20 protein-coding genes are annotated in these 26,295 nt (G+C 44.6%); 6 read left to right on the top strand and 14 right to left on the bottom strand.

The window, feature by feature from the left end; all coding sequences use genetic code 11:
• Nucleotides 1-167: 167 nt before the first annotated feature.
• From MKHDV_RS06790 to MKHDV_RS06730, 13 genes are all read right to left on the bottom strand, one after another.
• On the bottom strand, nt 168-704 hold the full coding sequence (locus MKHDV_RS06790; protein WP_160713580.1) for an Rrf2 family transcriptional regulator: 537 nt from the start codon (nt 702-704) through the stop codon (nt 168-170).
• 815 nt (nt 705-1,519) lie between these two features.
• The gene (locus MKHDV_RS06785; protein WP_160713578.1) at nt 1,520-1,768 is read right to left on the bottom strand and encodes a hypothetical protein; all 249 of its coding nucleotides are present in this window, start codon (nt 1,766-1,768) and stop codon (nt 1,520-1,522) included.
• Nucleotides 1,769-2,155: 387 nt separating this feature from the next.
• Entirely contained in the window at nt 2,156-4,624 is a 2,469-nt protein-coding gene (locus MKHDV_RS06780) for a Lon protease family protein (RefSeq protein WP_160713576.1), read from the bottom strand.
• A gap of 9 nt (nt 4,625-4,633) precedes the next feature.
• Nucleotides 4,634-5,065 (bottom strand): Hsp20/alpha crystallin family protein, encoded by a 432-nt coding sequence (locus MKHDV_RS06775; protein ID WP_160713574.1) that lies wholly within the window; start codon nt 5,063-5,065, stop codon nt 4,634-4,636.
• A gap of 292 nt (nt 5,066-5,357) precedes the next feature.
• Complete coding sequence (locus MKHDV_RS06770; RefSeq protein WP_160713572.1) at nt 5,358-6,029, bottom strand: GntR family transcriptional regulator; 672 nt, start codon at nt 6,027-6,029, stop codon at nt 5,358-5,360.
• A gap of 267 nt (nt 6,030-6,296) precedes the next feature.
• On the bottom strand, nt 6,297-7,520 hold the full coding sequence (locus tag MKHDV_RS06765; RefSeq protein ID WP_160713570.1) for a hypothetical protein: 1,224 nt from the start codon (nt 7,518-7,520) through the stop codon (nt 6,297-6,299).
• Between the two features lie 58 nt (nt 7,521-7,578).
• A complete protein-coding gene (locus tag MKHDV_RS06760; protein WP_160713568.1) occupies nt 7,579-8,850 on the bottom strand; it encodes a TRAP transporter large permease in 1,272 nt (423 codons plus the stop codon).
• Nucleotides 8,851-8,861: 11 nt separating this feature from the next.
• Nucleotides 8,862-9,362 (bottom strand): TRAP transporter small permease, encoded by a 501-nt coding sequence (locus MKHDV_RS06755; RefSeq protein WP_160713566.1) that lies wholly within the window; start codon nt 9,360-9,362, stop codon nt 8,862-8,864.
• Nucleotides 9,363-9,416: 54 nt separating this feature from the next.
• On the bottom strand, nt 9,417-10,409 hold the full coding sequence (locus tag MKHDV_RS06750) for a TRAP transporter substrate-binding protein (protein ID WP_160713564.1): 993 nt from the start codon (nt 10,407-10,409) through the stop codon (nt 9,417-9,419).
• Nucleotides 10,410-10,493: 84 nt separating this feature from the next.
• The gene (locus MKHDV_RS06745) at nt 10,494-11,495 is read right to left on the bottom strand and encodes a D-cysteine desulfhydrase (protein ID WP_160713562.1); all 1,002 of its coding nucleotides are present in this window, start codon (nt 11,493-11,495) and stop codon (nt 10,494-10,496) included.
• A 24-nt stretch (nt 11,496-11,519) separates the two neighbouring features.
• Nucleotides 11,520-11,909 (bottom strand): RidA family protein, encoded by a 390-nt coding sequence (locus MKHDV_RS06740; protein ID WP_160713560.1) that lies wholly within the window; start codon nt 11,907-11,909, stop codon nt 11,520-11,522.
• A gap of 386 nt (nt 11,910-12,295) precedes the next feature.
• Nucleotides 12,296-13,738 carry a Na+/H+ antiporter NhaC family protein gene (locus tag MKHDV_RS06735; protein WP_160713558.1) on the bottom strand — a complete coding sequence of 481 codons (1,443 nt, stop codon included), beginning with the start codon at nt 13,736-13,738 and terminating at the stop codon, nt 12,296-12,298.
• A gap of 118 nt (nt 13,739-13,856) precedes the next feature.
• Nucleotides 13,857-14,858: a D-cysteine desulfhydrase gene (locus MKHDV_RS06730; RefSeq protein WP_160713556.1), complete on the bottom strand. Its 1,002-nt coding sequence runs from the start codon at nt 14,856-14,858 to the stop codon at nt 13,857-13,859.
• 1,116 nt (nt 14,859-15,974) lie between these two features.
• Between MKHDV_RS06730 and MKHDV_RS06725 the strand changes: the two genes are divergently transcribed.
• The 5 genes from MKHDV_RS06725 (at nt 15,975) to MKHDV_RS06705 (ending at nt 23,842) form a co-directional block, all read left to right on the top strand.
• Nucleotides 15,975-16,625 carry a response regulator transcription factor gene (locus MKHDV_RS06725; protein ID WP_160713554.1) on the top strand — a complete coding sequence of 217 codons (651 nt, stop codon included), beginning with the start codon at nt 15,975-15,977 and terminating at the stop codon, nt 16,623-16,625.
• A complete protein-coding gene (locus MKHDV_RS06720; RefSeq protein WP_160713552.1) occupies nt 16,625-18,259 on the top strand; it encodes an ABC transporter substrate-binding protein in 1,635 nt (544 codons plus the stop codon). The genes MKHDV_RS06725 and MKHDV_RS06720 overlap by 1 nt, the downstream gene beginning before the upstream one ends.
• On the top strand, nt 18,256-20,625 hold the full coding sequence (locus MKHDV_RS06715; RefSeq protein ID WP_160713550.1) for an ATP-binding protein: 2,370 nt from the start codon (nt 18,256-18,258) through the stop codon (nt 20,623-20,625). Before MKHDV_RS06720 ends, MKHDV_RS06715 begins: the two co-directional genes overlap by 4 nt.
• A 212-nt stretch (nt 20,626-20,837) precedes the next feature.
• On the top strand, nt 20,838-22,232 hold the full coding sequence (locus MKHDV_RS06710) for a sodium/glutamate symporter (protein WP_160713548.1): 1,395 nt from the start codon (nt 20,838-20,840) through the stop codon (nt 22,230-22,232).
• A gap of 8 nt (nt 22,233-22,240) precedes the next feature.
• Nucleotides 22,241-23,842 carry an amidohydrolase gene (locus MKHDV_RS06705; RefSeq protein WP_160713546.1) on the top strand — a complete coding sequence of 534 codons (1,602 nt, stop codon included), beginning with the start codon at nt 22,241-22,243 and terminating at the stop codon, nt 23,840-23,842.
• Between the two features lie 252 nt (nt 23,843-24,094).
• Here MKHDV_RS06705 and MKHDV_RS06700 read toward each other — a convergent pair whose 3' ends face one another.
• Nucleotides 24,095-24,376, bottom strand: a complete 282-nt coding sequence (locus tag MKHDV_RS06700) for a peptidylprolyl isomerase (protein WP_160713544.1) — start codon at nt 24,374-24,376, stop codon at nt 24,095-24,097.
• A 314-nt stretch (nt 24,377-24,690) separates the two neighbouring features.
• Here MKHDV_RS06700 and MKHDV_RS06695 point away from each other — a divergent pair, with 314 nt between their 5' ends.
• Nucleotides 24,691-26,157 carry a 30S ribosomal protein S1 gene (locus MKHDV_RS06695; RefSeq protein ID WP_160713542.1) on the top strand — a complete coding sequence of 489 codons (1,467 nt, stop codon included), beginning with the start codon at nt 24,691-24,693 and terminating at the stop codon, nt 26,155-26,157.
• Nucleotides 26,158-26,295: the final 138 nt, after the last annotated feature.

The following is a 26,295-nucleotide window of genomic DNA, read 5'->3' as shown; positions in this document are numbered from 1 at the left end:
AAGATCAGTTTGTTAACGATACACTTTGCATAGGCAATTTATACAATGCACACTAAGCAGCAGCTCCTCTTCGAGCGCTACACAAGCCCCCCTTCTTTCTAACCATTCAAATTTTTTAAAAATCTAAACTTAGAAAGAAAGTGCACTGTAGGATTTAGCCCTACGAGTTAGAAAGAATCCTCAAGGCCAGTCAGTGAGTATTCACGTAGTAAATTGAGCCGTTTTTGCTCTTCGTCCATTGGAGCAGTAGCTGCATTTTGTACAGTACGCACACAGTAGTCACCAAATTTAACGCCTTTTTCTGAATAGCTTACAAGCTCAGCAAAGGTAAATTTGTCCAGATGAGAATACATGGCACCGCTCGCTTCTTTCCATAGCAGCCTTGTAAGACAGCCCGGCGCATCGCAACATGTTGCCGCATCCTGTCCACAACCTACTATGTCGGTTCCCCCTTCTAACAATCTAACAACTTCACCAACAGTAATAGTCGCCGGATCAACCGCCATCCTGTGCCCACCACTGGGACCACGTCGAGTTTTCAAATACCCGCCAGCACGTAATTGTCTGGCAATTTTTTCTAAGTACTTCTGAGAAATACCAAGACGGGCAGATGATTCCTTCATGAGAACCGGTTTTTCCTGACTATGGGTGGCAATATCGAGCAATAATCTCGTGCCATATCTGCTATTGGTTAATAGTCGCATAGCAAACTCCTTATGATAATACCCTATAAAAAAAAATATATACGCATTACTAATTCCGACAATATCAGTCGGCTAAGTAACTTCATTACTCCCTATACCCTACCGGAGGGTTTCTAACAACTAATGAATTTTTCAGACTATTTTAATCAACAATAAATTTTTCCAACGTTCCTATTCAATTAGACTGTGAGCCTTTTGAGCAAATATATATTCTTATTTTTCACCTTGAGAATTCGTATACACCTGCTACTTTAATAAGTGGCAATTTGTTCTCGGAGGAATAATGGCACGTTCAAACAACAACGATTGTAACTGTTGTGTATATCATAGAGGCACTTGCACAATCGGTATTACAACAAAGTCACGAAAGAGGTGTAGCAACTACCTTCCGCTCTGTGTTTCATGCCCATATCCTGATTCGTTTTGTCCGACCTGCACTCTGCGCCCATTCAATGATCTAAAGAACGCAGAATATCAGGATAGGGAACTGGGAAATCATATGTACGGATGTGTATGGGATGACTCTTCACCCCATCGAGATAAGCTCATAAAAATACCCGATCAGTAACAATCCATAAAAAAAGAGCCGTCTAATTACTTAGACGGCTCTTTTTTTAAACCCGAAATCTGTATGCAGATAAGACAATTTTGTGCCGTATATCGACACCCAAAAGCTCATGGAATGCATAGATGTATAAATAGAAGTGGAGAGGCTAAGCATCATACAACCAAGCCTTTCGCCGATGTCTGACACCCTGATACTCTACCACACAGGTAGAAATAGGACGCTCAGACAATGCACAACAGTGCCCTTTCTATTGTTCTACGAGCTTATCGAGATTCTGAACTAACCCTTCAAGCATCTTTTTAAGACACTCTTTCTGATCTCTAGGAATCTCTTTCCACGCTTCTGCATAGTTTAATGTGCATCGCTTGTCAGATTCAACGTCAATGTAAAGCAAACCATCTTGGTCTACATTAACCTCTATCCGTTCCCCGCATGCTTTAGTTAATACAATTTCTACACGATCAATCGCTTCAACAACCTTGCCATCGTTGCCCATGACTCACTCGCTCCGTTTGATTTGCCCGAATTCATCCGGTTAGTAAGTAACGCTTAAAATATGATCTATCTTTTCTCTACTTGCACAACTGACAGGCTCTTTGCAAAACAAAAAAATGCATTGCCTATTCAACCAGTATTATTTTTTCAGCAAGCAATTTCAAAAAACTCCGTATTCACAGCATTAGAACGATGGAATGTGCAAAAAAATGGCACAAGAAAAAAGGTGTCATGTTCAATTTCACATGACACCTTTTTTCTAGGGCTGTTTCGCAATCCATAGCTCTACGACAAGATTTGTTACTCTTCACTAACAGCACCATCAGTCACAAAGAGAGCCAGTCATACAACTATGCATGTTGAAACAGCCCCTATTTCAGGAGCGAAACTAATCGTCGTTGTTTTCACTATCCTTATTGCCTTTACCAAAGTCACGAAGTCCTTCAGCAAGGGATATAAGTCGTTCATCCACAAGGCCGTATACTGAATTCTTAGGATATACGCCGTCAGCATCACGCTCACCTGCCGGCATTCCTGTCAGGATTTCAATACCCTGATTAACATCTTTAACTGCCCAAATGGAGAACTTACCCTCGGTCACGGCGTCAACCACTTCCTGTTTCAGCATCAGGTCTTTTACGTTAGATTCAGGAATCATAACACCCTGATCACCAGTGAGTCCTTTTGCCTTACAAACAGTATAGAAGCCTTCAATCTTTTCATTCGCGCCGCCTATTGGCTGCACTTCACCATTCTGGTTTACAGAGCCTGTAACAGCTATAGACTGTTTAATAGGCACCTGAGACAAACTAGATAAGAGCGCATACAGTTCTGTTGTAGATGCGGAGTCACCGTCCACACCGCCGTAAGACTGTTCAAAAGCAATGGAAGCTGCAAGTGTGAGCGGTTTACTCTGCGCAAAGTTCTTACGCAGATAGCCGCTTAGAATAAGCATACCTTTGTTATGGGTAGGGCCGGACATCTTTGCATCGCGTTCAATGTTGATAATGCCTTCTTTACCCATAGAGGTAGTACACGTAATACGCGATGGCTTGCCAAACATAATATCGCCCGTAGAATACACCGCAAGGCCGTTAATCTGCCCGACGACTCCGCCTTCTGTATCGATAAATATGCTGCCACGGTCGATCATTTCTTGAATTTTCTCTTCCACAAGACCGTAACGGTAGATGCGGGCATCCAAAGCTTCCTGAACGTGCTTTACATCAACGATATCGGACGAAGCACTTTCTGCAAAATAGTTAGCCTCTGCCATAACATCACCAAGGGCTGGGAAAGAGGTACTCAATTTTTCCTGTCTGCCGCTTTTGCGAACGCTGTGTTCCAACAATGCCGCTACAGCGCTATTGCTGAATGCTTTCAACTTACGTTTTTCTGCATAGGTGGCGACAAGGCGACACACTTCAGTAACGCCATCACTCGTGTTGTCCATACTTGAATCAAAATCTGCCCGTACCTTAAAGATCATCTCCACTTCCGGATCATAATGTTTAAGCATGTGGTACAGCTGTGTAGTTGCAAGAACAACGACCTTTACGTCCATTGATATGGATTCCGGCTTAATACCGGTTGAGGCCATAAATGAGTACGGATCAAAAGTCTGGATTTCCAGTTCGGAAGTCTTCAGGGCTCGCTTAAGAGTCTGCCAGACACCCGGCTCTGCGATAGCATCAAGCAGGTTGATAACAAGGAACCCGCCATTGGCTTTAATGAAAGAACCAGCGGTAATTTTTTGGAAGTCAGTACGCCACAGACCCGATCGGTCCATTGCACGTTCGATGGAACCAAACAGGTTACGGTAGTTAGGGAAGGATTCAACAATAACCGGCGGACCGTCACTTTCTGCATTATCAACCAGCAGATTTACGCCGTACGGATGCAGAACTGCCTCTGCATTAATGGTAGGAAGCTGCATACCGGGCATTGGCCCCATCTGCGGCTGACCAATCATTTTAATGATATCGAGCTGCTCAGACATATTTTCCAGCATATCTGTTATATGCTTAGTTGCTTTTTCGTGATCTTTCCACGCAGCAACCAGCCCCACAGCAAGATCCTTGGCAGTATTCATAAACATCAAGCGATCAACTTCTTCGCTCTTTGTCTTCACATCTTTCTGTAAGCGACGCACATCCATAAAAATGGTATCAATTTCATCTTTCAGTTCTTTGTACTTATTCTGAAGCGCTTCATACTCTTCCTTAGGGAAACGACCTTTATTTACAAGCTCTTCCAACTTGAGCAAGTGTGTAGGTTCGCCATCGACTACAGGAACAATATCCGGACGCTGCACTTGTCCCATCTGCATGTTTACAAGCACAAAACCAGCTTCTTTAACGCGCTCTTCCAACCCCTTAAAGAAATCACGAGTTTTTTTGTCGTGTTCTTCTAATAAAGCGTTCTTACTGTTTATGTATTCCTGACTTTCAAAAAGCTGAGGAATTTCACGCTTAATATCTTCTAAAAAGGCTTCAATATCTTTTTTAAAAGTCTGCCCTTTCCCCGCTTCAAACGTGAGCAGGATAGGCTCTTCCGGAATTTTAAAATTATTCACGTAACATAGGTCATTAGGCGTACATTGCTTACGTGCTGATTTTTCCAGCAACTGCCGCGCCATACCTAATGTTCCTACATCCGCCGCGCCGGTTACAAAAATATTGTACCCTTTCGCATCAATGCCCATACCAAAGCGGAATGCTTCCACGCCGCGGTGCTGGCCAATAATGTCTGTGAGTTCTTCCAAGTCTGTGGTTTTAGAAAACGGGAGCGTTGCCGGATCAACTTTCCACCGCAGCTTATCAATAGGAACCAAATTGCGTTCTACAATCTCTGCCATGTGAGCCTCCTATTCATTTTTGTCGCCGCGGGTGATTGGGATTGTACGTCTCTCGGGGATATTACAGCTCGGCAGTGAGACGGTTAAATGACCATCTTCCAAACGGGCTTCCACATCTTCTAATCTGATTTTGCAGGGTAAACGCATCTGAGTTTCAAAAGAGCCTACAGACTCTGCACCCTCAGACTTTTCAGAAAAAGCACATCGTAAAGTTATATATGCACCATCAATACTTAACTCTAAATTGTCCTCAGTCACACCGGGAAGCTCTGCCTCGATGCGGTACCCTTCATCAGTTTCAACCAGTCGTAATTCTGTATCCATCAGCGGCTGGCATACAGAAGGTAATCCGAACTCAGAACAAATCTGATTAAACATTCGATCGCTATCGAGTTTCAGCTGCTGCAGTTGCTGGTTTCTCCATGATTTTAGATTGGACATTGACAGACCTCCTGCGCCTATGCGCGTTCATCAATTACTAATCGCTCCTTAAGTTTGTATCGCACCTGCCATTTTGTAGATATGATTCTAGCAAGCTATACGACATAATAAACGTAAAATAAACAAGACCATTACAAAATAAACAAGCCCCTCAAAAGAGGGGCTTGATACGTCACATCACACGTAATGAACATACGGGTGGACACTGAAATTAATCGACACAAACAACTGTGTCTATTTTTTCAAACAATACTGTGTAGATGTGACTAAATATGAAAGTAGTATGGGCGATTTACGCCTCATCATCCTCCAAAACATCTACGCCGTAACGCTCCATGCGTCGTCCGGACTCTATGTAGTGTTCTCGGAGATTATTTTCTATGGCAACAACGTCTTTAGTTCGCAGTACCTCTAATAAGGTCTTATGGCGTTCATATACGGCATCTAAGGTGAACAGTTCTTTCCAGTAACGGAAGAGGAGAAATTTAGAAATGCCCTGACAAGAACGGCGTGCCAATTCACCAATAAGCTCATTGGTATTTTTGGAGAACAGAATATCGTGAAAACGGTCATCAAGTTCAGCCATGGAGGTTCCATTCTCTCCACGCTCGGCAACTTTTTTCATGTCTTCAACAACTTGCTGCAACTGCGCGAAATCGTTTTCTGTAAACTTTGAAATGGTTGAGGATACAGCAGCACCTTCCAAAACACCGCCAGTAAAATAGCTGTCTCGGATCTGCTTAGAAGTAAGAGCTGTGATAAACTTACCACGCTGGGGAATGGAGGTAATAAGCCCTTCTTTAACAAGCATCTGTAACGCTTCGCGCACAGGTGCCCTGCTAATGGAGAGCTCAGTCGCCACTACAACTTCATTAACCTTATCTCCCGGGTGCAATTTCCCGGTAAGAATGGCATCTTTAATATGAACTATTATTTGTTCGCTATAAGTTTTTACGGCGGACATGTTTTTCCTTCTACCAAGCTCTGATTAAGAGATTTTATGCTCTGTGTCGAAAACGCCTTAAACCCACAACGCTTCTCTCTGACCTTCGACACGAACATGCAAATGGTTTTGCCCATTATAAGGACTTGGTACTTATAATAAAGATACAATACATAGGCAAATATCTTTATTGATGATCAGTTAACCCTTCTATTGGCGCATTGTGCAAACGGACAAAAGCTGCCCATGTGACAAAGAGGCGTTAACTGTATCGCAAAACATCATTTTTTAAAATGTGTCCGGCGGCATTAAAATCTGCCGCGCCCGCACTAGCTGCGTTGCTTCATCAATGTTGGCGACCAAATGGGGGGTTGCTGCGGTAACTACCCGCAGATATTGCCTTACATCCATCGGGGATACTGCCGGGATGTGCCATCGTCTAATGTTTACGCCTGAAACAGCCATGGAGAGAACTGCAGCCATGCCGGGCTGCAACCCTCCACCACCGACAAGCGTATTCAGAGCTGAACTCATAAAAGTAACCCCGCCAGCGTCCTGGCTGACAAGCACGGCTAGCTCGCCAATAAGGGAAACCTTCTCGACAGAAGACTGCGCAGCAGAAAGCGCAACTCCTAGCTCTGCGATGCGCTCACCTAGTTGATGAGTCATCGTTTCCAATTCTTTTCCACCACGTGGATACGCGGTGTTGGAGCACATAGTTACCACACTCGCATCATGTGCCCCGCAACATAAGGCTTTACCCACAACAGGGTTGTCAGCCTCTTCATTATACCGAACCCACAATACATCCGCACTCAGTTCACTGCATGCGGCAGGTACGTAGGCTTTGCTTTCAAGAACAATGGTTGGCAGCTTGTCTAGCCCAAGGCGCTGCATTGCAACACCTTTGCCACCGTATGCAAGGTTCCCTTCAGCATCTTCAATGGGGCCTGTTCCACCTGTTGCGGCATTCAGCGTTGCCATAACAGAAACAGGATGCCCGTCGATGGTAAGAACTGTACCAAGACAGCCACCGCAGGTTCCTGCGAGGCTTTCATCTTCGTACACAAAATTTTCTGGATATTTTGCAAGAAAGGTATTCATGACCGCATGGCACAACGCCGTCTGGAGTGCTACCGGCACTTCGCTTACGCCCTGCCCGTAGATTCGACCAAAGGCTTCCAGCACTATCTGCTGGTTGAATATGGCATCCGCCCCCACTGTACGGAGAGCAAGCTCTGCCTCGTAGGGAGTAATTCCCCTGCGAGCATGTGCTTTGCCTGCGCCGCCGTCTTCTGTGGTTACGGTAAACCAGTCGCCTTCTACTGTAACAGTCTTAACAGTTGTATTAACCGGATAGGCTTGCGCCATAAGAGTTACAGTAACAGCAAAACCTGCGGTATCGTCCTGAATAAAACCGGAATGGCTGTGGACGTGACCCGCGCCTGCGTGTCCCATAATTCCAAAGCAACCTGTGGCTTCGGAGCATGTGGATATTGAATATTCTTGCATAGTCCTCTTTTAACGGGGAGGACAGTATCCTCCCCGTACATATGCAGTTCGGCGTCTACTAGAGAAGTCCCAGAGACAGAGCCGGAATAAATGTGATTGCTAAGAGTGCAATACACATAGTGAACAAGAACGGAAGAACAGCTACGCTGAGTCGTTCGATGCTCAAATTACTAATACTACAGCCAACAAAGAGGTTTACACCAACCGGTGGAGTAAGGAAGCCCATTGAAGCTGCTACAATCATAACGATACCAAAGTGGATTGGATCCATACCGAGGTGCTTCATAACTGGCAAAAGAAGCGGAGTAAGAATAAGAATGTTTGCCAGTGCGTCCATAAAGGTACCCATAACAAGGAGGAATACCAGAATGATAGGAATCAGAACATATTTGTTGTCAGAAATACCAACAAGAATTTCTACAAGCATGTCAGGTACATTGTAGAATAACAGAATCTGACCCAATGCGGTAGCGGTTGCTACTACAATAAAGATAGATGCAGATGTGATGGCAGTGCCGCGGAAAATCTCCCACACTTTCTGCCAGCTAAGCGTACGAAGGACAATGCCCTCTGCGATAAAGGCATACACAACAGCGATAACGCCTGCTTCTGTCGGGGTAGTAAGACCACCGTAGATACCGCCAAGTACAATAAGCGGAACCATAAGAGCAACAAGAGCTTCACGCAATGCAGTGATGCGTTCCATGAAGGTAGCACGTTTGCCCCCACCGTAACCATGACGGCGAGCAATAACGTAGCTACAAGCCATGAGACATATGCCTACAAAAATACCAGGAATAACGCCTGCAATAAACAAGTCACCAACAGATACGCCAGCGGTTGTGCCGTAAATGATGAGAGGCACACTAGGTGGAATCATAACACCAAGACAACCTGCTGATGTGTTTACTGCCGCTGCAAAACTACGGCTGTAGCCTTCTTTTACCATGGCAGGAACCATGATGCCGCCAACAGCAGCAACGGTTGCCGGGGAAGAACCGGAAAGAGCGCCGTAGAACATGCTTGTTAAAACGGAGATATGAGCCATACCGCCGGTTACGTGCCCTACAAAGCTGTGGGAAACTTTAAGTAACCGCTGTGCCATACTCCCCTTCTGCATAATCTCCCCTGCCATAATAAAGAATGGAACAGCCATAAGGGGGAAAACATCAAGAGAAGTAATCATCTTTTGAACAAGGAATGCTGGTGGTAGCATATCGCCAAAAACGATACCTACCGCAACGCAAAGCCCGATAGCAATGCCGATTGGCACACTAAGTAACAGAAAGAATGCAAGCGATGCAAAAATAATAACGATTGTAAATTCCATGAGATAGGCCTCTATACTTCTGCTGAAGGAACTGGATCGATTTTACCAGTTGCTACGCCAATAATTCTTTCAACGGTGCGCAATCCCATAAGGAACATGCCGAATGGAAGGCTAAGGAAAACCCAGTACATTTTGATTTCCAATGCAGGGGTTTTCTGACCTGTGGTCATAAGAAATAGAACCATTTCCGCGCCCCACCATGTGCATGCAAAACAGAAAACAGCTGTGCACACATACGCCATCAATGTGAAAGGCTTTGCAAGGCGACCGCCTGCAACAGTACGGAAGATAGTCACTTCAAGGTGCTTATCTTCTTTAGTTGCATAACTACAGCCAACATATACAGCCCAGATAAATAAATAACGGGCTAATTCTTCTGACCATTCGAAAGAATATTCAAGAACGTATCGTGAAAAAACCTGTACTGCGATGAGCAAGGTCATCACAACGAGGCAGGATGCTGAGAAGATTTCTTCAAAACGAGCAAGATACGATTTTCCATTACAAGACATGCACTCTCCTTAAGCCTGTCGGCCGAATAACTCGGCCGACAGAACTAAGTACTGTTATTCAGCTATAGTTGCTTTTGCTTTTTCGATAAGTTCTTTACCGATACGGTCTTCAAACTCTTTGTATACGCCTGCAGAAGCAGCAGCCCAACGAGCGCGTTCTTCAGGAGTGAGTTTTACAACTGTAACGCCTTTAGCAGCGAGTTTAGAAAGAATTTCTTTTTCGCCATCACGAATGAGCTTACGTTCGTAAAGTTTAGATTCTTCAAATGCGGTGAGAATCAGTTCTTTATCAGCAGCGTTGAGGCTGTCGAGGAAACGTTTAGAGATCATTACGAGATGCGGGCTGTAAAGGCTGTTAACAATAGTTACGTTGTTGTTAACTTCTGGGAAGTTGTTGTGCCAAGCGAGGTTGAGATCGATATCGATACCATCAACAGTTTTCTGCTGAAGCGCTGTGTAAACTTCACCCCAAGATACTGGAGTTGGGTTCATACCAAGAGCACGCAAAGTTGCGATGTGTGCTTTAGATGGAGTTGAACGAATTTTGAGGTTTTTAGCGTCCTCAAGAGTTCTTACAGGCTTCTGGTTGTTCCAAAGGTTACGGAAACCAATTTCAATGTAACCAAGACCTACGATACCGGAAGCTTCAAGAGCTTTGGTAGCGTGCATACCGATAGGACCATCGGTAATTTTGTCTGCTGCTTCGTAAGAAGGGAACAGGAACGGAAGGTCAAAGATAAGGAACTCATCAGAAAACGGAGCAAGGTTCGGTGTAGCAGCAGAACCCATCTGCAGCATGTTAAGCTGCAAGCCCTGTACTACGCTGTCAAAGTTACCAAACTTTGAGCTATCGTAAATATCAACTTTGTATTTACCATTTGAACGTTCTTCAACAAGGTCTTTGAATTTTTCAAAAGCCATGCCCATTGGGTGCTGAGGCACGTTCGGGTGTGCAAGTTTAATAACTTTCGGTGCAGCTAAAGCTGAAGTTGCGCCAATCAAAAGAACAGCAACAAGCGCAAGAATGATCACTCTAACATTTCTCATACTTCTCTCCTTCACTAGGTGTTATTTTCTTACAAAAAGCCGTGCAAAGTCCACGAGCTTCGCACGGCGTAGGGACAATACTTTCTATTTGAAGGTATCGAGGTAAGCGTACAGCGCTGGTGAGCCACCAGTGTGCAAGAATACTACGTTTGAACCTTCAGGGAAATGGCCTTTACGAACGAGGTCGATGAGACCAGCCATTGCTTTACCGGAGTATACAGGGTCAAGAAGGATACCTTCTGTCTGTGCAAGCAATTTAACAGCTTCGATCATAGAATCTGTTGGGAGGGAGTAGCCAGGTCCAACATAAGAATCAAAGCATTCGATTACAGAGCTAGGCACGTCACACTTGATGTCACCAATAAGTGCTACGGTTTCTTCAACAAGCTTGTAAACGTGTGCTTCCTGAACGTCTTTTGGACGGCTTACGTTGATACCGGAAACTGGGATACCGGAGTTGTTTGCGTACATACCAATAGCCATACCTGCATGGGTACCAGCGCTACCGGAAGGAACAACAACGTGATCAACTTTAAGTTTCATTTCGAAGAACTGCTGAAGGAGTTCTTCAGCACAAGAAACGTAGCCGAGTGCGCCGATGGAGTTAGATGCGCCACCAGGAATGATGTACGGCTTTTTACCTTCTGCAGTAAGAGTTGCAGCGAGTTTTTCCATTTCGCGCATCATATCAGAGCCACCGGAAACAACGGTTGTGCTCTTAACACCAAGGATGTTGAAGAGGAAGTTGTTACCGGAACCTTCTGGTTTGTAGCTGCCTTTTACGCGTTCTTCGAGAATAAGGTGACAATCCATGCCTTCTTTAACAGCCCAAGCGAGGGTAAGACGGCAATGGTTAGACTGAACAGCACCACAAGTAATGATAGTGTCAGCGCCCTGTTCGATAGCATCAGCCATGCTAAAGTCAAGCTTACGTGTTTTGTTACCACCGGATGTACCTGGGAGGAGGTCATCACGTTTGATAAATACGTTTACTTTACCGCCGAGTGCTTTTGAAAAAGCAGGAACAGCTTCGAGCGGAGTTGCGGAAGAAACATAGCCACGACGAGCAAATTTTGCGAGGTTCATAATTTTTTCTCTTTTAAAAGACAGTTAGTTTTTTTTACGGAAAATAACTTCAATTTCGATATCTGCTCCAAGTGGAAGAGCAGCTACCTGAAACGCGCTACGAGCTGGGAAAGGCTCGTTAAAGAACTGTGCGTAAACGGCATTAACGTCTTTAGAGTCGTTAACGTCGGTAAGAAATACAGTTGTCTTCACAATATCATCAAGAGTGCAGCCAGCAGCTTCGGCTAACGCTTTGATGTTTGTGAGAGCCTGATGTGCTCTGTCAGTAATTGTGCCTTCGCGCATGTTACCGGTTGCAGGGTCGATCGGCAGCATGCCGGATGCGAATACAAAGCCGTCAGACTCAATTGCTTGAGAATAAGGACCTACAGCAGCAGGCAATTTCTCGGTAAATATTGGATTTTTTGTAGACATGTTGTCTCCAGTCTCACTGGTTTATTTTAAGTGCCGTATTGCGACATGTAAAATGTCGACATTTCACACGGCGTGTTTTGTCTTAAAAAGAATTTACAAAGCTTGTCAAATACATTTTGCGAACTTTCGTAGTTTTGCTCTAATGCATGCCAAAGATTTGTCACTCAGAAAATGAAGTGGCACTCTTAACTTGTTAACAATAAAAGCTTTTTATCAGGGTAGAAACAGACAATATTTGTTTACAGAAACTTCAACGAATTTTGCATATTTATAGGACGTTGAACCACTTCTGCTCACATCAATGTAATCCTAATAAAACGATCATACTAACAGGTTCACTATAGAAGCACTGGCTTATTATGAATCCTGTTTAAAATAGCAGCTTGTTACGCAGCTTCGCTAACAGATTGAACGTTATCCATATCTGTATCGTCACCCTCTTCGTTTTCTTCATATGCTCTGTTCCAGCCGGTGATGGCAGAGAACATAAGTACCGCAAAGAGAGCCCAAGAATATGGGTTACAAAGAGCAGCAGTAATCGGAGGTGCTGAAATGCCGAAAGCCTCTGAGGAGGAAATAACCGCTGCGTACCAACCTGCCACTACGATGTGCCAAGGAAGAATGAAGAAGACTGTACATACAGCGCAGTCCATCAAGTTAGCTCTTCGAGCAGGTGCCAGCTTAAATCGCTTACCAATCGGTTTCACAAGACTTGGACCTACAAGAAGTTCTGCCGGTGCGTTTGCGGAAATTGGAATAGAAGCAAGAATGGTTACGCCGATAATTGACAACTCTGCCTGTCGAACAGTGCCGATCATGAATTTTTCTGCGAAAACTAAGATGTTTTCCATGATGCCGCTTTCAACAAGAATCTGAGTTACGGCAAGAATCAGAATTGCGAAGAACGCTGCGCCGACAACACTGTTGATACCATTCTGAATGATACCTGTAGACAGACCTCGTTCAGCCGGAACGTGGAAAATATCTGCCAACGTCATGTTGCCGATGGAAACGCCGATGATCGCAGCTGTAATGTTACCGTAGATCAAAGATTCGATAATATGGCGTCCTTTCAATGCAGAGACCACAACTACTAAAAGAGCGATGAGCATGAACGCGCCGGTAGGATTCATCTGTGCCTGAACCTGTGGAAGGGACTGTACGGTTCCGCCACCACCAAAAACCAAGAAGATAGTACCTGCAATTGTAGCAGCAGCTATTGCGAGCGGGAATCGACTCCGCACAACATCACTCATAGTCGCACCCTGAGTGTAAGCGGATACAATTGTTGTGTCAGAAATAGGTGCAAGGTTGTCACCAAAGGCAGCACCAGAAAGGATTGCAGTGGCAAGAAGAGCCGGATCTGCACCTAAGAAGTACCCTGCTGGATAAAGCACGGGAGTCAGCGCAATACAGGTACCAGTACTTGTGCCTGTACCAAGTGCAAAAAGCATTGCTGCAATGAATACTACCAGTGTAAACAGGCCGCCCTGTGCGCCGGTGGTCATACCAAGCCAAAGAAGACCTTTTACAAGACCGCCACCAACCATCAGCTTGCCGAACACACCAGCAAACAACCAAGCAGTAATGATAACGATGCCTGTGGAATCACCGATGCCACGCATTGCTGCCTGACAATATTCGTGTTTGTTTTTTGCAAAGAAAAGTCCCGCAACAAGAGCCATCCACGCACACGCCCAAAAAGGTTTTGTTCCGCCACGTTCTGCTACAGAAAGCCACACAAGCCCTACAATCAGTACCATTAATGGAACAAGACCACCCCACACGCCGCCATACAGATCAAGCTTCTTTTTTGTCAAATCTTCCATAGATCCTGCCTTTGCAACACCATCATACAGCGTTGCGATAGTGTGTTCATAGTGAATTGGATATTAAAAAAGCCGTGCAAAGCTACAAGCTTCGCACGGCTAAAAGAGACGGTACTTTCTATTTGAAGGTATCGAGGTACGCGTACAAAGCTGGTGAGCCACCAGTGTGCAGGAATACTACGTTAGAACCTTCTGGGAAATGACCTTTACGAACGAGGTCAATGAGGCCAGCCATTGCTTTACCAGAGTAAACTGGATCAAGAAGGATACCTTCAGTCTGAGCAAGCAATTTAACAGCTTCGATCATGGAATCAGTAGGGAGGGAGTAGCCTGGTCCAACATAAGAATCGAAACATTCGATTACGGAGCTAGGAACGTCACACTTGATGTCGCCAATAAGTGCTACGGTTTCTTCAACAAGCTTGTAAACGTGTGCTTCCTGAACATCTTTTGGACGGCTTACGTTGATACCGGAAACTGGGATACCGGAGTTGTTTGCGTACATACCAATAGCCATACCTGCGTGGGTACCAGCGCTACCGGAAGGAACAACAACGTGATCAACTTTAAGTTTCATTTCGAAGAACTGCTGAAGCATTTCTTCAGCACAAGAAACGTAGCCGAGTGCGCCGATGGAGTTAGAAGCGCCACCAGGAATGATGTACGGCTTTTTGCCTTCTGCAGTAAGAGTTGCAGCAAGTTTTTCCATTTCGCCCATCATGTCAGAGCCACCGGAAACAACGGTTGTGCTCTTAACACCAAGGATGTTGAAGAGGAAGTTGTTACCGGAACCTTCTGGTTTGTAGCTGCCTTTTACGCGTTCTTCGAGAATAAGGTGACAATCCATGCCTTCTTTAACAGCCCAAGCGAGTGTAAGACGGCAATGGTTAGACTGAACAGCACCACAAGTAATGATAGTGTCAGCGCCTTTTTCGATAGCATCGGCCATGCTAAAATCAAGCTTACGTGTTTTGTTACCACCGGATGTACCTGGGAGGAGGTCATCACGTTTGATAAATACGTTTACTTTACCGCCCAATGCTTTTGAAAAAGCAGGAGCAGCTTCGAGTGGAGTTGCGGAAGAAACATAGCCACGACGTGCAAATTTAGCGAGATTCATGATGTTTTCTCTTAAAAAAAAGATAGTTAAATTTTAGTAAAAAAATAACTTTGATTTCGATATCCGCTCCCACAATGCAAGCTGAATCGAAATCATCAAGGGTCAAAGCTGGTTTCCGAAAGGACCCAGCAACGATATCAACTTCTTTATGGTCGCTAATATCGATAAAAAATTCAGTGACGTTATGCGGTACACCCAAAGCATTCAACAATTCTTGCGACAGCCGTACACTTCGCCAAAATCACACACACTTTATCAGTAGTAGTGTTTTCACGAATACCAGCGGAACAAAAACAACTAAGCTTCTAGTGTTCACACAAAGTCATCGGCATATTGTTTGAGAATAAAACTTTATACGTAAGCACTTACTCTTTAAAAAACTGATTTTTTTGCCGACATCTTACAAATCCCATCGAGCAGTTGCTATTTTGGTACAGATGTTAAATGTCGACATTTCAAATGCCGTGGATTTTTATTAAGGATTTATTGCAGATCTTGTCAAACATATCTTTTGAATTTTTTCAGATTCATCTATTCAGAACAGTTAAAATGAACTCAAAAAAAGAAAGTTGTTCGTGTTAACCATTTTAAAAAAAAACAGCTTTATAAAAAAAAAGATAGAAAAAGATTACTCAAAAATAAATTCACTATATTTTGCTAATTCACTTTTTTTAATCGTATAATGATCTGTTAGATAGTAAAATAATTACACTATCAAAGTTTTACCCACTACTGCACCCTGCCGTATAAACTTTTCGACTTCAGAGCGACCATGGTCATTAGAAATTGCCATAAAAATATCTGCGTCATTTCACATAACACAGTTTTAAAAAAGCACTCTTCCATTGGAATTCAATAAATTATTTGCTACCTACGACAGAAAGCTATGTAGGAAACTACATCAAAGAATCGTATCTTTTTTTTGAACATACCTCGCACAACCAGACAACATTTACGAAACCTATCAGTCGGTTAAAAAACACACGATTCGTTGTTACTAAATCAACCGCGTGCCGCCGCAACGGCTCTCTCACTATATTACAACTACCGATAACCACTTCAATACAAAGCTGTTTTTCACAACACATCTCACAACTGCCATACAGAGTGAATTTTATGACAAAACATCGCATTGCTATTATCGAGGACCACGCACTTTTTAGAGCAGGGCTATGTTCACTGATCTCTTCCAAGCCAGACCTTGAAGTCATCGGGGAGGCAGGAGACGGGTTAGAAGCCATTCAACTCGTACGCGATAACCAGCCCACTCTAATACTGATAGACCTTTCCATGCCCAAATTAGGCGGCATTGAGGCTATACGACAAATTAAACAAATCGCGCCGGATACAAAAATCCTTGTTGTTTCCATGCATGTCACTGAGAAGCACCTACGGGCAGCTCTTAAAGCAGGCGCCGACGGTTACTTGCTTAAAATGGCGGATCAGGATGAGTTTTACGTCGCTATACAAGCTATTCTTGGTGGCAGATCATATGTGAGCTCCGATCTCGCTAGTCTTGTTCTGGATGTCTATCGTTCTCAGGAGCCGGAAGACCATTCGTCATTTGACACACTGACCAACAGAGAGCGAGAGATTCTGAAATTAGTGGCAGAAGGCAATGCAAATAAAGATATTGCAAACCTGCTTACCATCTCTCCCAAGACTGTGGACAACCATCGCTCTAACATCATGCGAAAGTTGGAACTGCACAACGTTGTGGAACTGACACACTATGCCCGCCAGTACGGTCTGCTCGTGGAGGACTAATGAAACAGTTTGTGCAGTACTTATTTCTTACTTCCGTGGCCTGTTTCGTTCTTTCAATCTGCTCTATCGTGCAAACGGCATATGCATCGCCCCCCTACTCCTCGGAACAGTCAAACGCATCCCCACAGAAAGGCGGCACACTTGTGGTTGCCCTTAACAGCACTCCGGCTCATCTAAATCCTGCTGTGCATTCCGGGACACTCACAGGACTCGTCGGGACACAGCTGTTTGCGGGACTTGTTCGATATGGCAAAGACGGGATCATCTATCCATATCTCGCTAAAAGCTGGGAATGGTCAAACAACAATCACACACTCACACTCCACCTACGAAAGAATGCGACCTTTCATGATGACACGCCGATCACCTCTTCAGATGTTGCCTTTTCCATAGAAACGGTCAGCAAATACCATCCATTTTTCCCTATGCTCGCTGCGCTACAAAAAATCGAAACACCTGATGCATACACAGTTATTCTAAAGCTCAAGACTTACCATCCTGCATTGCTACGAATTCTTACGCCAGTGCTCACACCTATCTTACCTAAGCACATCTATGGCGACGGACAAAACATACGAACCCATCCAGCCAATTGGAACGTTGTCGGCTCCGGTCCATTTCAACTTGCTGCCAATCAACCTAAGAATCACATCCTGCTTACTCGCTTCAAAAATTTCTTCATTCCAAATCGCCCCTATTTAGACACCATCGACTTCAAACTTTTTCAAGGACCGGATGAAATCCCGATGGCCATGGAAAACGGTGAAGTTCATGTGACCGGCTTTTCTCCTTTGGAAGAACATCATAACCAGCTTAAAAAACAAAAACATTTATTGGTGACCACAGAAGGGTTGGACGGAATCAGAGCAATGGCATGGCTGGGATTAAACTTACAAAGTCCGCCTTTCAACGACAGCCGAGTCCGGCAGGCACTGGCACTTACAATTGATAAAAACTTTATTACCCATAAGATTTTTCGCGGAAATTCACGAACAATGGATGGCCCCCTTCCTGCGGACAACCCTTTCTACGCTCCATCAGAGAAACCACATCTTCTTAATATAGAACAAGCAAACAAACTCCTTGATGAAGCAGGCTTCAAACGCAACGCAACAGGCAAACGTATGACACTTCAAGTGACATACCCACCAAACGCAAGCGCACTTGCAATCCCTTTACTTAAGTACCTGCGTCACCGTTTAAGCCGGACGGTCGGAATCGACTTAATCATAGAAGAAAATTACGACTTTCTCGTCTGGTCAAAGCAGATTGCGAGCGGCAAATTTAATATGACCTTTGATATTGTATTTTCATGGGAAGATCCGGTTATCGGAGTCCACCGCACCTACCACTCTACAAACGCACATCGAAATGTGCTTTGGTCGAACACATTAGGATACAGCAATCCGAAAGTGGATGAACTCTTAGATGCTGCGGCAAAAGAACCAGACACAGCACGCCGAAAAGAAATTTATGCTCAATTCCAACAAATAGTACGTGAAGACCAACCCATTATCTGGCTGGGTACAATGCCTTACACCTCTATTATTGACGGTAGACTACGTGGCATAAACAACTCCCGCTGGGGCCTGCTCTCTCCAATGGACACTACCTACTGGGTGAAACAGCAATGATCTCACATTCAGAAATAAGTATCTCCACACGAGTCACAGCAGGACTCATGGTTATTATTGTCAGCATCGTGCTTTCAGCAACTGTCATTGCCTTCACGTTTAGAAACGTCACAGATTCAATAAACAGCATTACAATGCAAGACATGCCTTCGCTCATGAACACGTTTCTTCTCGTTCGTGAGTCACAGGATATGGAGGCTATTACCCCAGATATCCTTGCTGCACCAAACGAGTTTGTTCGAGAATCCCTGACGCAAGATTTTGAAGATGCTGCTGAGCGTTGGAATACGTTAGTAGCAAAGATACAGGAAAGCGAAGCACCCCCAGAAGTGGATCAGCTTATTTCAAAATCCCTGAGCCTGCACCAAAACATCACGAAAATTTCTGACATCATCAACCTTGAAATGTGTAATACAAATCAGATGGCGCAATCCGTACGCCGCATCCGGCGCATTGGTGAAAGGCTCAACGCCATTCAAAAGCTTCCACAAACAGGCTTAACGCGCACACTCCTCCAATCTCTTAATCAGTCCATAATTCTCTTACTTGTAGCTAATACAGCAAGCAGCCCGATGGAAATTGCCGGACTTGAAGACGATTACAGGAACAGCAATGAAAGAATAACTACATTGCTAGCCGCCGCTCCGGATAAACTGAAAAGTCTTCTTACTCCCATCTTTAATGAAATAAGACGCTTCGGGCAGGAAAAAGACGGCGTTTTTACTTTGTCTAAACAAAACGTACACTTCAAAAAGAAATTGGAAGATCGTTTGGTTGGAAACAAATTTCTTTCCAACGGTATTGTTACCTCAACAAACGCAGTCAACGCCCACATCATCCTGCGCATAAAAAACAAGGCAGAAAAACTTGCAACACAGCTCGCTACGGCAAACTATTTAGCTATTATGCTCCCTATTATTTGTCTGCTTTGTTCTTTTTTCATTATTCTGTATCTGAAACGATCCGTCATTGCGCGTATGCTCTCGCTTAAAAATGCCATGGTAAACCATGTTAACGGCGGTAATGCTATAATTTGCATTGCGGGAAATGATGAATTGTCCGCAATGGGACAGGCTACTAATTTCTTTATTAATGAAATCAAAAAGCGTGAAGAACGATTACAAAACTCACACGATGAACTTGAAGCACGTGTTCTGAAACGCACAAAAGAAATTAAACAGCGAAGTGAGTTATTGCAGCGGGAAATTCTTGAAAGGCTGGAAGCTGAAACAGCGTTACGCGAAAGTGAAAGCCGCTTCCGTTTACTCGCAGAAAATTTAAAAGAAATGTTATGCATTGTAGAGATGGACACAAACACTGTCAGCTATGTTAACAGAGCATTTCGTACAGCTTTTGAAGCTGATACCGACTCCCTGATCCAAAGCCCTTCCCTCCTCTTGGATCAAATCCATCCAGAAGATAAGAACATGGTGCGTGAAGTGCTCACCTCCCAATGGGGAACAGATAATATTGAAAACAATGCATTTGAATATCGCATGATATCGCCGGACAATAGTATCCGTTGGCTCTTCTCAAGAATTATTCATCTCCGTGATGAAGCTGGTCACAAAATTCGAGCAGCTGTTATGGCAGAAGATATTACGAATCGTAAGAATAATGAGAAGCGTATTTCCGAATCTGAAACGCGATTAAAATACCTTTCTACACAGCTTCTTGATGCACTTGAAGAAGAACGTAGACGTCTGGCCGCAGAACTTCATGATGATATTGGCCCTGCTCTGGGAACAGTTAAATTTGGAGTAGAGAATGTTGTTCAGAATCTGCACGAAAACCAATCGGCTCAAAAAGAAATCCTTCACACTGTGATTGATATCGTAAAGAAAATTGTCCGACATATCGGGAAAATCCAAATGGAGCTTCGACCATCCATCCTTGACGACTTTGGAGTTCTGGAAGCCGTGGACTGGTACTGTCAGGAATACAAGCGAGTTTTCCGTCACATAACGGTTACCAAGTGCATCCATACAACAGAAGAGTTAATCCCCGAGCAGCTCGGCATTATTATTTACCGTGTTGTTCAAGAGTCATTGAACAACATCGCTAAACACAGTGAAGCAAGCGAAGTAACACTCATTCTTAAATCCGAAGACGATACCCTGCAGCTCAGTATTGAAGACAATGGCAAAGGATTTGATCTGGATAAGTTTATTGATACACGACGCACCCGCAATTGCAGCTGTCTCGGGCTAGTAAGTATGCGAGAACGAATTGAACTTTCTGAGGGTATTTATTCGCTTCGCACAGCTCCGAATCAAGGGACTCGTATCGAAGCACAATGGACCTTTGACCCACTGCTTCAGTCTACTTCCCCTCCTGATGACGCATCTTTGGAAAACATAGCATAAAACACCAAGCACCCCGTTCGGGGTGCTTTTCTATTTCCCGAGACTCTCTGGGAATTCCCGTCTTAAAATAAGGTAATGTCTTCTGTCATCTAAGGTATGCACCTCATTCAACTCTCCGAACAGACTGTTAAAAAGAAGGTAAGCAAACGGTATTCCTAACACCCCGAGATACCGTTTCCTCACTGATTATTTTAGCAACCTGAGGAGGTCACATGCTAGGAACATATCAAGGATTTATGACGCTTGGTGTCATCGGAGCAATGCTGCTTGTGGGCATTTTCATTCGAGCAAACATTAAAATTTTCCAGCAATATCTTGTTCCGGCAGCAATTCTTGGCGGGATAGCAGGCTTTATCCTTGTAAATTCAGGTATGGGGGATCTCTCCTCTGAGAGCTTCCTCCCCTTTACCATGCACGCATTCAACATCAGCTTTATGTCGCTCTGTCTGACCACCTCAACTTCTTCTAAATCTTCACGTAAAGAATACCTGCGCGGCAGTATGTGGATGACACTTATCTGGACTGCCAGCTTTGCACTACAGGCCGCTGCCGGTGCCGCAGCCATATGGGGTTACAACCTCTTCAGTCCAAATTTCCTTGATCCTGCATACGGATTTCTGGTCACACACGGATTCACACAAGGCCCCGGTCAGGGTTTAGCCATCGGCGGCATGTGGGAAAACAACTTCGGACTTGCAGACACTCGTGTATTGGGTCTCATCTATGCCAACATAGGTTTCATTGTAGCATTTATTATGGGCGTTCCTGTTGCCCGCTGGGTCGTAGGTAAAAACTTTAACACAAACAAAAAAGCAAAAATTACTGAAGAATTTCTGCGCGGCATTTACACAGATAAAAAGAAACATGCCATTGGCCATGAAACAACCCACCCTTCTAACATCGACACATTGGCAGTACATGTTGCAATTCTTGGAGTTGCCTATTTCATAACCTATCATTGGCTTTCATGGGCTGTTCCGAACCTTAAAGATGTTCCGGGAATCGGCACCATGTGCAGCTGGGGCTTCTTCTTTCTGCATGGCTTAGTTGTATGCCTAATTATCCGATTCATTATGACCAAACTCGGATGCGTTCATCTCCTCGACAGTGGAGTCCAGAAACATATTACAAGCCTGTCCGTTGATGTCATGCTTGTTGCCAGCTTCATGAGCGTGAAACTCTCAATCCTTACCGCGTATATCGTGCCTATTCTTCTGGTTTGCATTGCTGCCACAACCGTCACTTTTATCCTTATATGGACATGCGGACGCAAACTGAAACACCTTGGCCCTGAACGTATGATTACCCAGTTCGGTTGCTGCTGCGGAGCCACCGCAAACGGCCTTCTCTTACTCCGTATTGTTGATCCGGACTATTCAACAAGTGTTTCAATGGAACTGGCCTTCTTCAACGTAGCAATTGTTGTCGCAACGTTCCCTATGCTTTGTCTGCTTGCCCCTATAATTCCTAGCATGTCCGCCCTGACGGTTATGGGCTGCTACCTTCTTTACGGTGTGGCTGCCATTATCGGCATTCACTTCCTGGGTGGATTAAGTTTCGGAAAAGAGAAAACAGCACTGCTGCCAGACGCAAAAGTAGAAGCGTAGGGATAACCATGAAAACACTTTACCGAAATGGCACAATTGTCACCATGGACCCAGCTCTTCCCCAAGCACAAGCGCTTGTAACAGAAAAAGGCAGAATTCTTGGAGTAGGTAGTACGGCTGCCATGCTTAACCTTGCAGGGTCGGAGTCTAAAACAATAGACCTAGAAGGAGCAGCACTTTTCCCGGGGTTCAACGAAACTCATAACCATCTTTCTATGTACGCTATCTTTAGACAGTATGCATACCTAGGTGCCTGTATGACAATTGATGAACTCATTCAAACCCTGAGTGACCATGCTGCAAATACTGATGCCCCTATTATTGTTGGCTACAGTTATGATGATACTCTCCTTACAGACAACCGCCAGATTACATGTGAAGATCTGAACCGAGTAACCACAGATAAACCAGTCGTAGTTATTCACATATCAGCACACCTTGGTTTTTTAGATACACGTGCAATGGCGCAATTTTCGATTACTAAAAATACACCATGCCCTGAAGGCGGAGTCATTCATAAGGATTCCCAAGGCAATCCTACAGGGCGACTTGATGAGACGGTATGGTTCAATATTGTTTCAAAACTAGAAACACCTGATCCCGAAACGTATCTAAGTTTACTCGAAGAAACGGTTAAGGAATTTAACCAGAGAGGAATCACCGGCGTACACGATGCAGGACTTGGTATCGAGGGAATGCCCGATGTTGTTTACGACAGCTATGCAACCCTTGAAGCAGAAAACAGACTGCCCTTACGAGTCTTTCTTTCTGCAATGCCTGATGCGTTTGACACTATACAGCCCGCTCCGCTAACAGAAATGGGCGACACGCGAGTCATTATCGGTGGAGTGAAGCTCTTTATTGACGGCTCAATCCAAGCAGAAACAGCTGCTTTGCTAAGCCCTTATGCGAGACACGACGATTGGAAAGGTGAGCTTGTCATGCAGGTAGAAGAGTTTGAAGCTCTTGTACAAAAATATCATGCGGCGGGTCATCATATATCCATTCATGGCAACGGTGACGCGGCAATTGAAACTATCATTTCGGCTATAGAAAAAACGCAAGCCGCCTCACCGCAACACGATAATCGCCATATGCTCATTCACTCGCAAATGGCTCACACAGGTCATCTGCAACGCATGCGCACCTGCGGCATCATCCCGAGCTTCTTTTGCATGCACGTCTACAACTGGGGTGACCGTCATAAAGAGCTCTTTGTAGGGCCGGAAAGAGCTGCACGTATGAATCCGGCAGGTGAAGCTGAGTCAATGGGACTGCCATTTACAATGCACGTTGATACGCCAGTTCTTCCAGTACAGGTTTTAGAATCCATCCAGACAGCAGTTACACGAAAAACAAGAGACGGCCATGTTCTCGGAGCGGAACAATGCACCACTCAATATGGAGCTGTTGCCGCTTACACAAGCCATGCGGCATTATGCAGTCGGTCAGAAAAACATCGTGGTACGCTCACTGCCGGAAAGCTTGCAGATATGACACTGCTTTCAAAAGATATTACCACTGTCCCACCTGCTGAAATAGCTGACACAGAGGTACTGATGACAATTGTCGGTGGAGAAATCGTCTATATGTCTGATAGCTCTTCCTAGCATTCTCTTTCTACAACCTTTAATAAGAAGATTCCCTGTAAAATGCCCTACAGGGAGTTTTCTTGTTTTGACTTCACGCAGTGCGATAACTTCCCTTACACCAAGTATTCCCCCGCCTGTTAAAACTTGCCCAGCAAAAAGCCCCGTCTAGTTGTTGCAACAACTAACGGGGCAAAAATTCACAAGATACCCAAAAAGAGTATCTTGCACAGTGCGATACACAAGTATCACTTACTTTTTTAGTCTAGGCTGCTAGTCCTGACGCTCAGTAACTTCCACGAGGTGGTAGCCGAACTGAGTCTGAACAGGGCCGTGCACAACGCCTACTTCTTCGTGGAAACAAACAGTATCAAATTCTGGTACCATTTGACCCGGGAAGAATTCACCGAGTTCTCCGCCACGGCGGCCAGATGGGCACTTAGAGTACTCTTTTGCAATCGCAGCGAAATCTTCTCCGCCAACAATGCGTGCCTTAAGTTCGTTACAAGTATCCTCAGAATCAACGAGGATATGACGTGCTTTAGCTTTTGCCATGGTAAAACTCCTAATGTATGATATAAGAGGCATATCATGCCAGATGATACAAAATGAATCAACTTAGTAAATTCACACTGCCAAACTGTACAGTGTTACACAAAAAAATTAAATTATCTGCGGACTTGTCGAAAATCGATTTTATACGCAGAAGGTCAGTGTTTTCAAGGTTAAAGCAACGTGCGGGAGTTTCAGCGCCCATTTTTTGGTGGCGCTCTTTACGTTTTCGCACTTGTATATAAGACAAATGAAAGATATAGCGCCCAAAGCGTATGTGCATCAATCATCTAACCCCCTCTCTCAAGGAGAACTGGATGACCGGTTCCGAAGATAGCCGTCCAAACGGCACCATGGAAAATTTTGAAGAAATGCTGGAAGCCTACACTGGCGCTGATAAGGCGCTTTCTGTTGGCGACAAAGTTTCTGGCCCAATCATTGGTATGTCCGGTGATAACCTTTTTGTCGACGCTGGAGCGAAGATCGACGGCATTGCCGACCGTTCTGAATTCCTCGATGACGCAGGTGAACTCACAGTTGCTGAAGGCGACACCGTAGAACTCTACGTTACTGCTGTCAAAGCTGACGCAATCCATCTCTCAAAAGCTATCAGTGGCCCTGCTGGTGCAGCTATGCTCGAAGAAGCATTCAACGCAAAACTTCCTGTTGAAGGTAAAGTTCTTGCTACCCGTAAGGGTGGCTTTGATGTTGAAGTTTCTAAACGTCGCGTATTCTGTCCAGTTAGCCAGATTGATACACGTTTTGTTGAAAATGCAGAAGAGTATGTTGGTCAAACATTCTCCTTTGCTATCATCAAATTCGAACAGCGCGGCCGCAACATTGTTGTTTCCCGTCGTGCTCTGCTCGAGCAGGAACAGCAGGCAGCTCGTGATGAGTTCCTCAAAGACGTTAACGAAGGCGATCTTATTGATGTAACCATCACTCGCCTTACTAACTTTGGCGCATTTGCAGAACTTACTGCTGGCGTTGAAGGTCTCATCCACGTTTCAGAACTGTCTTGGACACGTATTGCCCAGTCAGACGAAGCTGTATCCGTTGGTGATAAACTGCGCGTTAAACTGCTTGGCGTAGAAACCGACAAAAAAGGTCAGCTCCGCATTTCTCTTTCAGCTAAACAGGTTCAGGAAAACCCTTGGAACCGTGTTGAGTCTGAAATCACTGCTGGTGAAGTACGCAACGGTAAAGTTGTTCGTATCACACCATTCGGTGCATTTGTTGAAGTGCTTCCTGGCATTGACGGTTTGGTACACATTTCTGAAATGTCCTACACCAAACGTATCCACAAAGCAGAAGACGTTGTTTCCGTTGGCGACACCGTTTCTGTTAAAATTAAGTCCATCGACTTAAGTTCCCGTCGCATCTCCCTCAGCATGCGTGATGCTGAAGGTGATCCTTGGGCAGACGTTGAAGAACGCTTCCCAGCAGGCGCTGAAGTTGAAGGCACAATTGAGTCTTCCTCTGATTTCGGTCTGTTTATCAACCTTGCTCCGGGCGTTACCGGTCTTATGCCGAAGTCTTTGATGGCTAAAGCTGATAAAGCAGCAAACCTTGATGCTCTCAAAGCAGGCGACAAGGTTGAAGTAACTATTTCTCAGCTCCGCACTGCTGAGCGTAAAGTTACTCTCGCTCCTAAAGGCGTAGCAGCCTCTGAAGACACTTCCTGGAAAGCGCATCGTAAAACACAAACTGCAAAAGCAGAGCCACAGAGCAACTTCGGTTCTTTGGGTTCCTTACTGCAGGACGCGCTCAACAAGAAAAAATAATCTGTTGATGCACACGCTAATTGAAAAGGATCAGGTAACTGATCCTTTTTTTTGTCCAAAAATTACCGCATTCAACTTTCTCCTCCGTAAAAAATAACCATCCCTTATACTTTTTTTCGTTTACAATGATGAAATAAA

Source organism: Halodesulfovibrio sp. MK-HDV (genome assembly GCF_009914765.1).
Classification (GTDB): domain Bacteria; phylum Desulfobacterota; class Desulfovibrionia; order Desulfovibrionales; family Desulfovibrionaceae; genus Halodesulfovibrio.
The sequence above is the reverse complement of the archived record's forward strand: the minus strand, read 5'-3'. Positions and strand labels throughout refer to the sequence as shown.

What these genes read in the sequence shown, in the direction of transcription:
- MKHDV_RS06720 (WP_160713552.1), top strand. Translation starts at nt 16,625, where the DNA reads ATGAAACAGTTTGTGCAGTACTTATTTCTTACTTCCGTGGCCTGTTTC.
- MKHDV_RS06705 (WP_160713546.1), top strand. Translation starts at nt 22,241, where the DNA reads ATGAAAACACTTTACCGAAATGGCACAATTGTCACCATGGACCCAGCT.
- MKHDV_RS06765 (WP_160713570.1), bottom strand. Translation starts at nt 7,520, where the DNA reads ATGCAAGAATATTCAATATCCACATGCTCCGAAGCCACAGGTTGCTTT.
- MKHDV_RS06700 (WP_160713544.1), bottom strand. Translation starts at nt 24,376, where the DNA reads ATGGCAAAAGCTAAAGCACGTCATATCCTCGTTGATTCTGAGGATACT.
- MKHDV_RS06760 (WP_160713568.1), bottom strand. Translation starts at nt 8,850, where the DNA reads ATGGAATTTACAATCGTTATTATTTTTGCATCGCTTGCATTCTTTCTG.
- MKHDV_RS06780 (WP_160713576.1), bottom strand. Translation starts at nt 4,624, where the DNA reads ATGGCAGAGATTGTAGAACGCAATTTGGTTCCTATTGATAAGCTGCGG.
- MKHDV_RS06695 (WP_160713542.1), top strand. Translation starts at nt 24,691, where the DNA reads ATGACCGGTTCCGAAGATAGCCGTCCAAACGGCACCATGGAAAATTTT.
- MKHDV_RS06750 (WP_160713564.1), bottom strand. Translation starts at nt 10,409, where the DNA reads ATGAGAAATGTTAGAGTGATCATTCTTGCGCTTGTTGCTGTTCTTTTG.
- MKHDV_RS06710 (WP_160713548.1), top strand. Translation starts at nt 20,838, where the DNA reads ATGCTAGGAACATATCAAGGATTTATGACGCTTGGTGTCATCGGAGCA.
- MKHDV_RS06715 (WP_160713550.1), top strand. Translation starts at nt 18,256, where the DNA reads ATGATCTCACATTCAGAAATAAGTATCTCCACACGAGTCACAGCAGGA.
- MKHDV_RS06770 (WP_160713572.1), bottom strand. Translation starts at nt 6,029, where the DNA reads ATGTCCGCCGTAAAAACTTATAGCGAACAAATAATAGTTCATATTAAA.
- MKHDV_RS06785 (WP_160713578.1), bottom strand. Translation starts at nt 1,768, where the DNA reads ATGGGCAACGATGGCAAGGTTGTTGAAGCGATTGATCGTGTAGAAATT.
- MKHDV_RS06745 (WP_160713562.1), bottom strand. Translation starts at nt 11,495, where the DNA reads ATGAACCTCGCAAAATTTGCTCGTCGTGGCTATGTTTCTTCCGCAACT.
- MKHDV_RS06790 (WP_160713580.1), bottom strand. Translation starts at nt 704, where the DNA reads ATGCGACTATTAACCAATAGCAGATATGGCACGAGATTATTGCTCGAT.
- MKHDV_RS06775 (WP_160713574.1), bottom strand. Translation starts at nt 5,065, where the DNA reads ATGTCCAATCTAAAATCATGGAGAAACCAGCAACTGCAGCAGCTGAAA.
- MKHDV_RS06725 (WP_160713554.1), top strand. Translation starts at nt 15,975, where the DNA reads ATGACAAAACATCGCATTGCTATTATCGAGGACCACGCACTTTTTAGA.
- MKHDV_RS06735 (WP_160713558.1), bottom strand. Translation starts at nt 13,738, where the DNA reads ATGGAAGATTTGACAAAAAAGAAGCTTGATCTGTATGGCGGCGTGTGG.
- MKHDV_RS06740 (WP_160713560.1), bottom strand. Translation starts at nt 11,909, where the DNA reads ATGTCTACAAAAAATCCAATATTTACCGAGAAATTGCCTGCTGCTGTA.
- MKHDV_RS06755 (WP_160713566.1), bottom strand. Translation starts at nt 9,362, where the DNA reads ATGTCTTGTAATGGAAAATCGTATCTTGCTCGTTTTGAAGAAATCTTC.
- MKHDV_RS06730 (WP_160713556.1), bottom strand. Translation starts at nt 14,858, where the DNA reads ATGAATCTCGCTAAATTTGCACGTCGTGGCTATGTTTCTTCCGCAACT.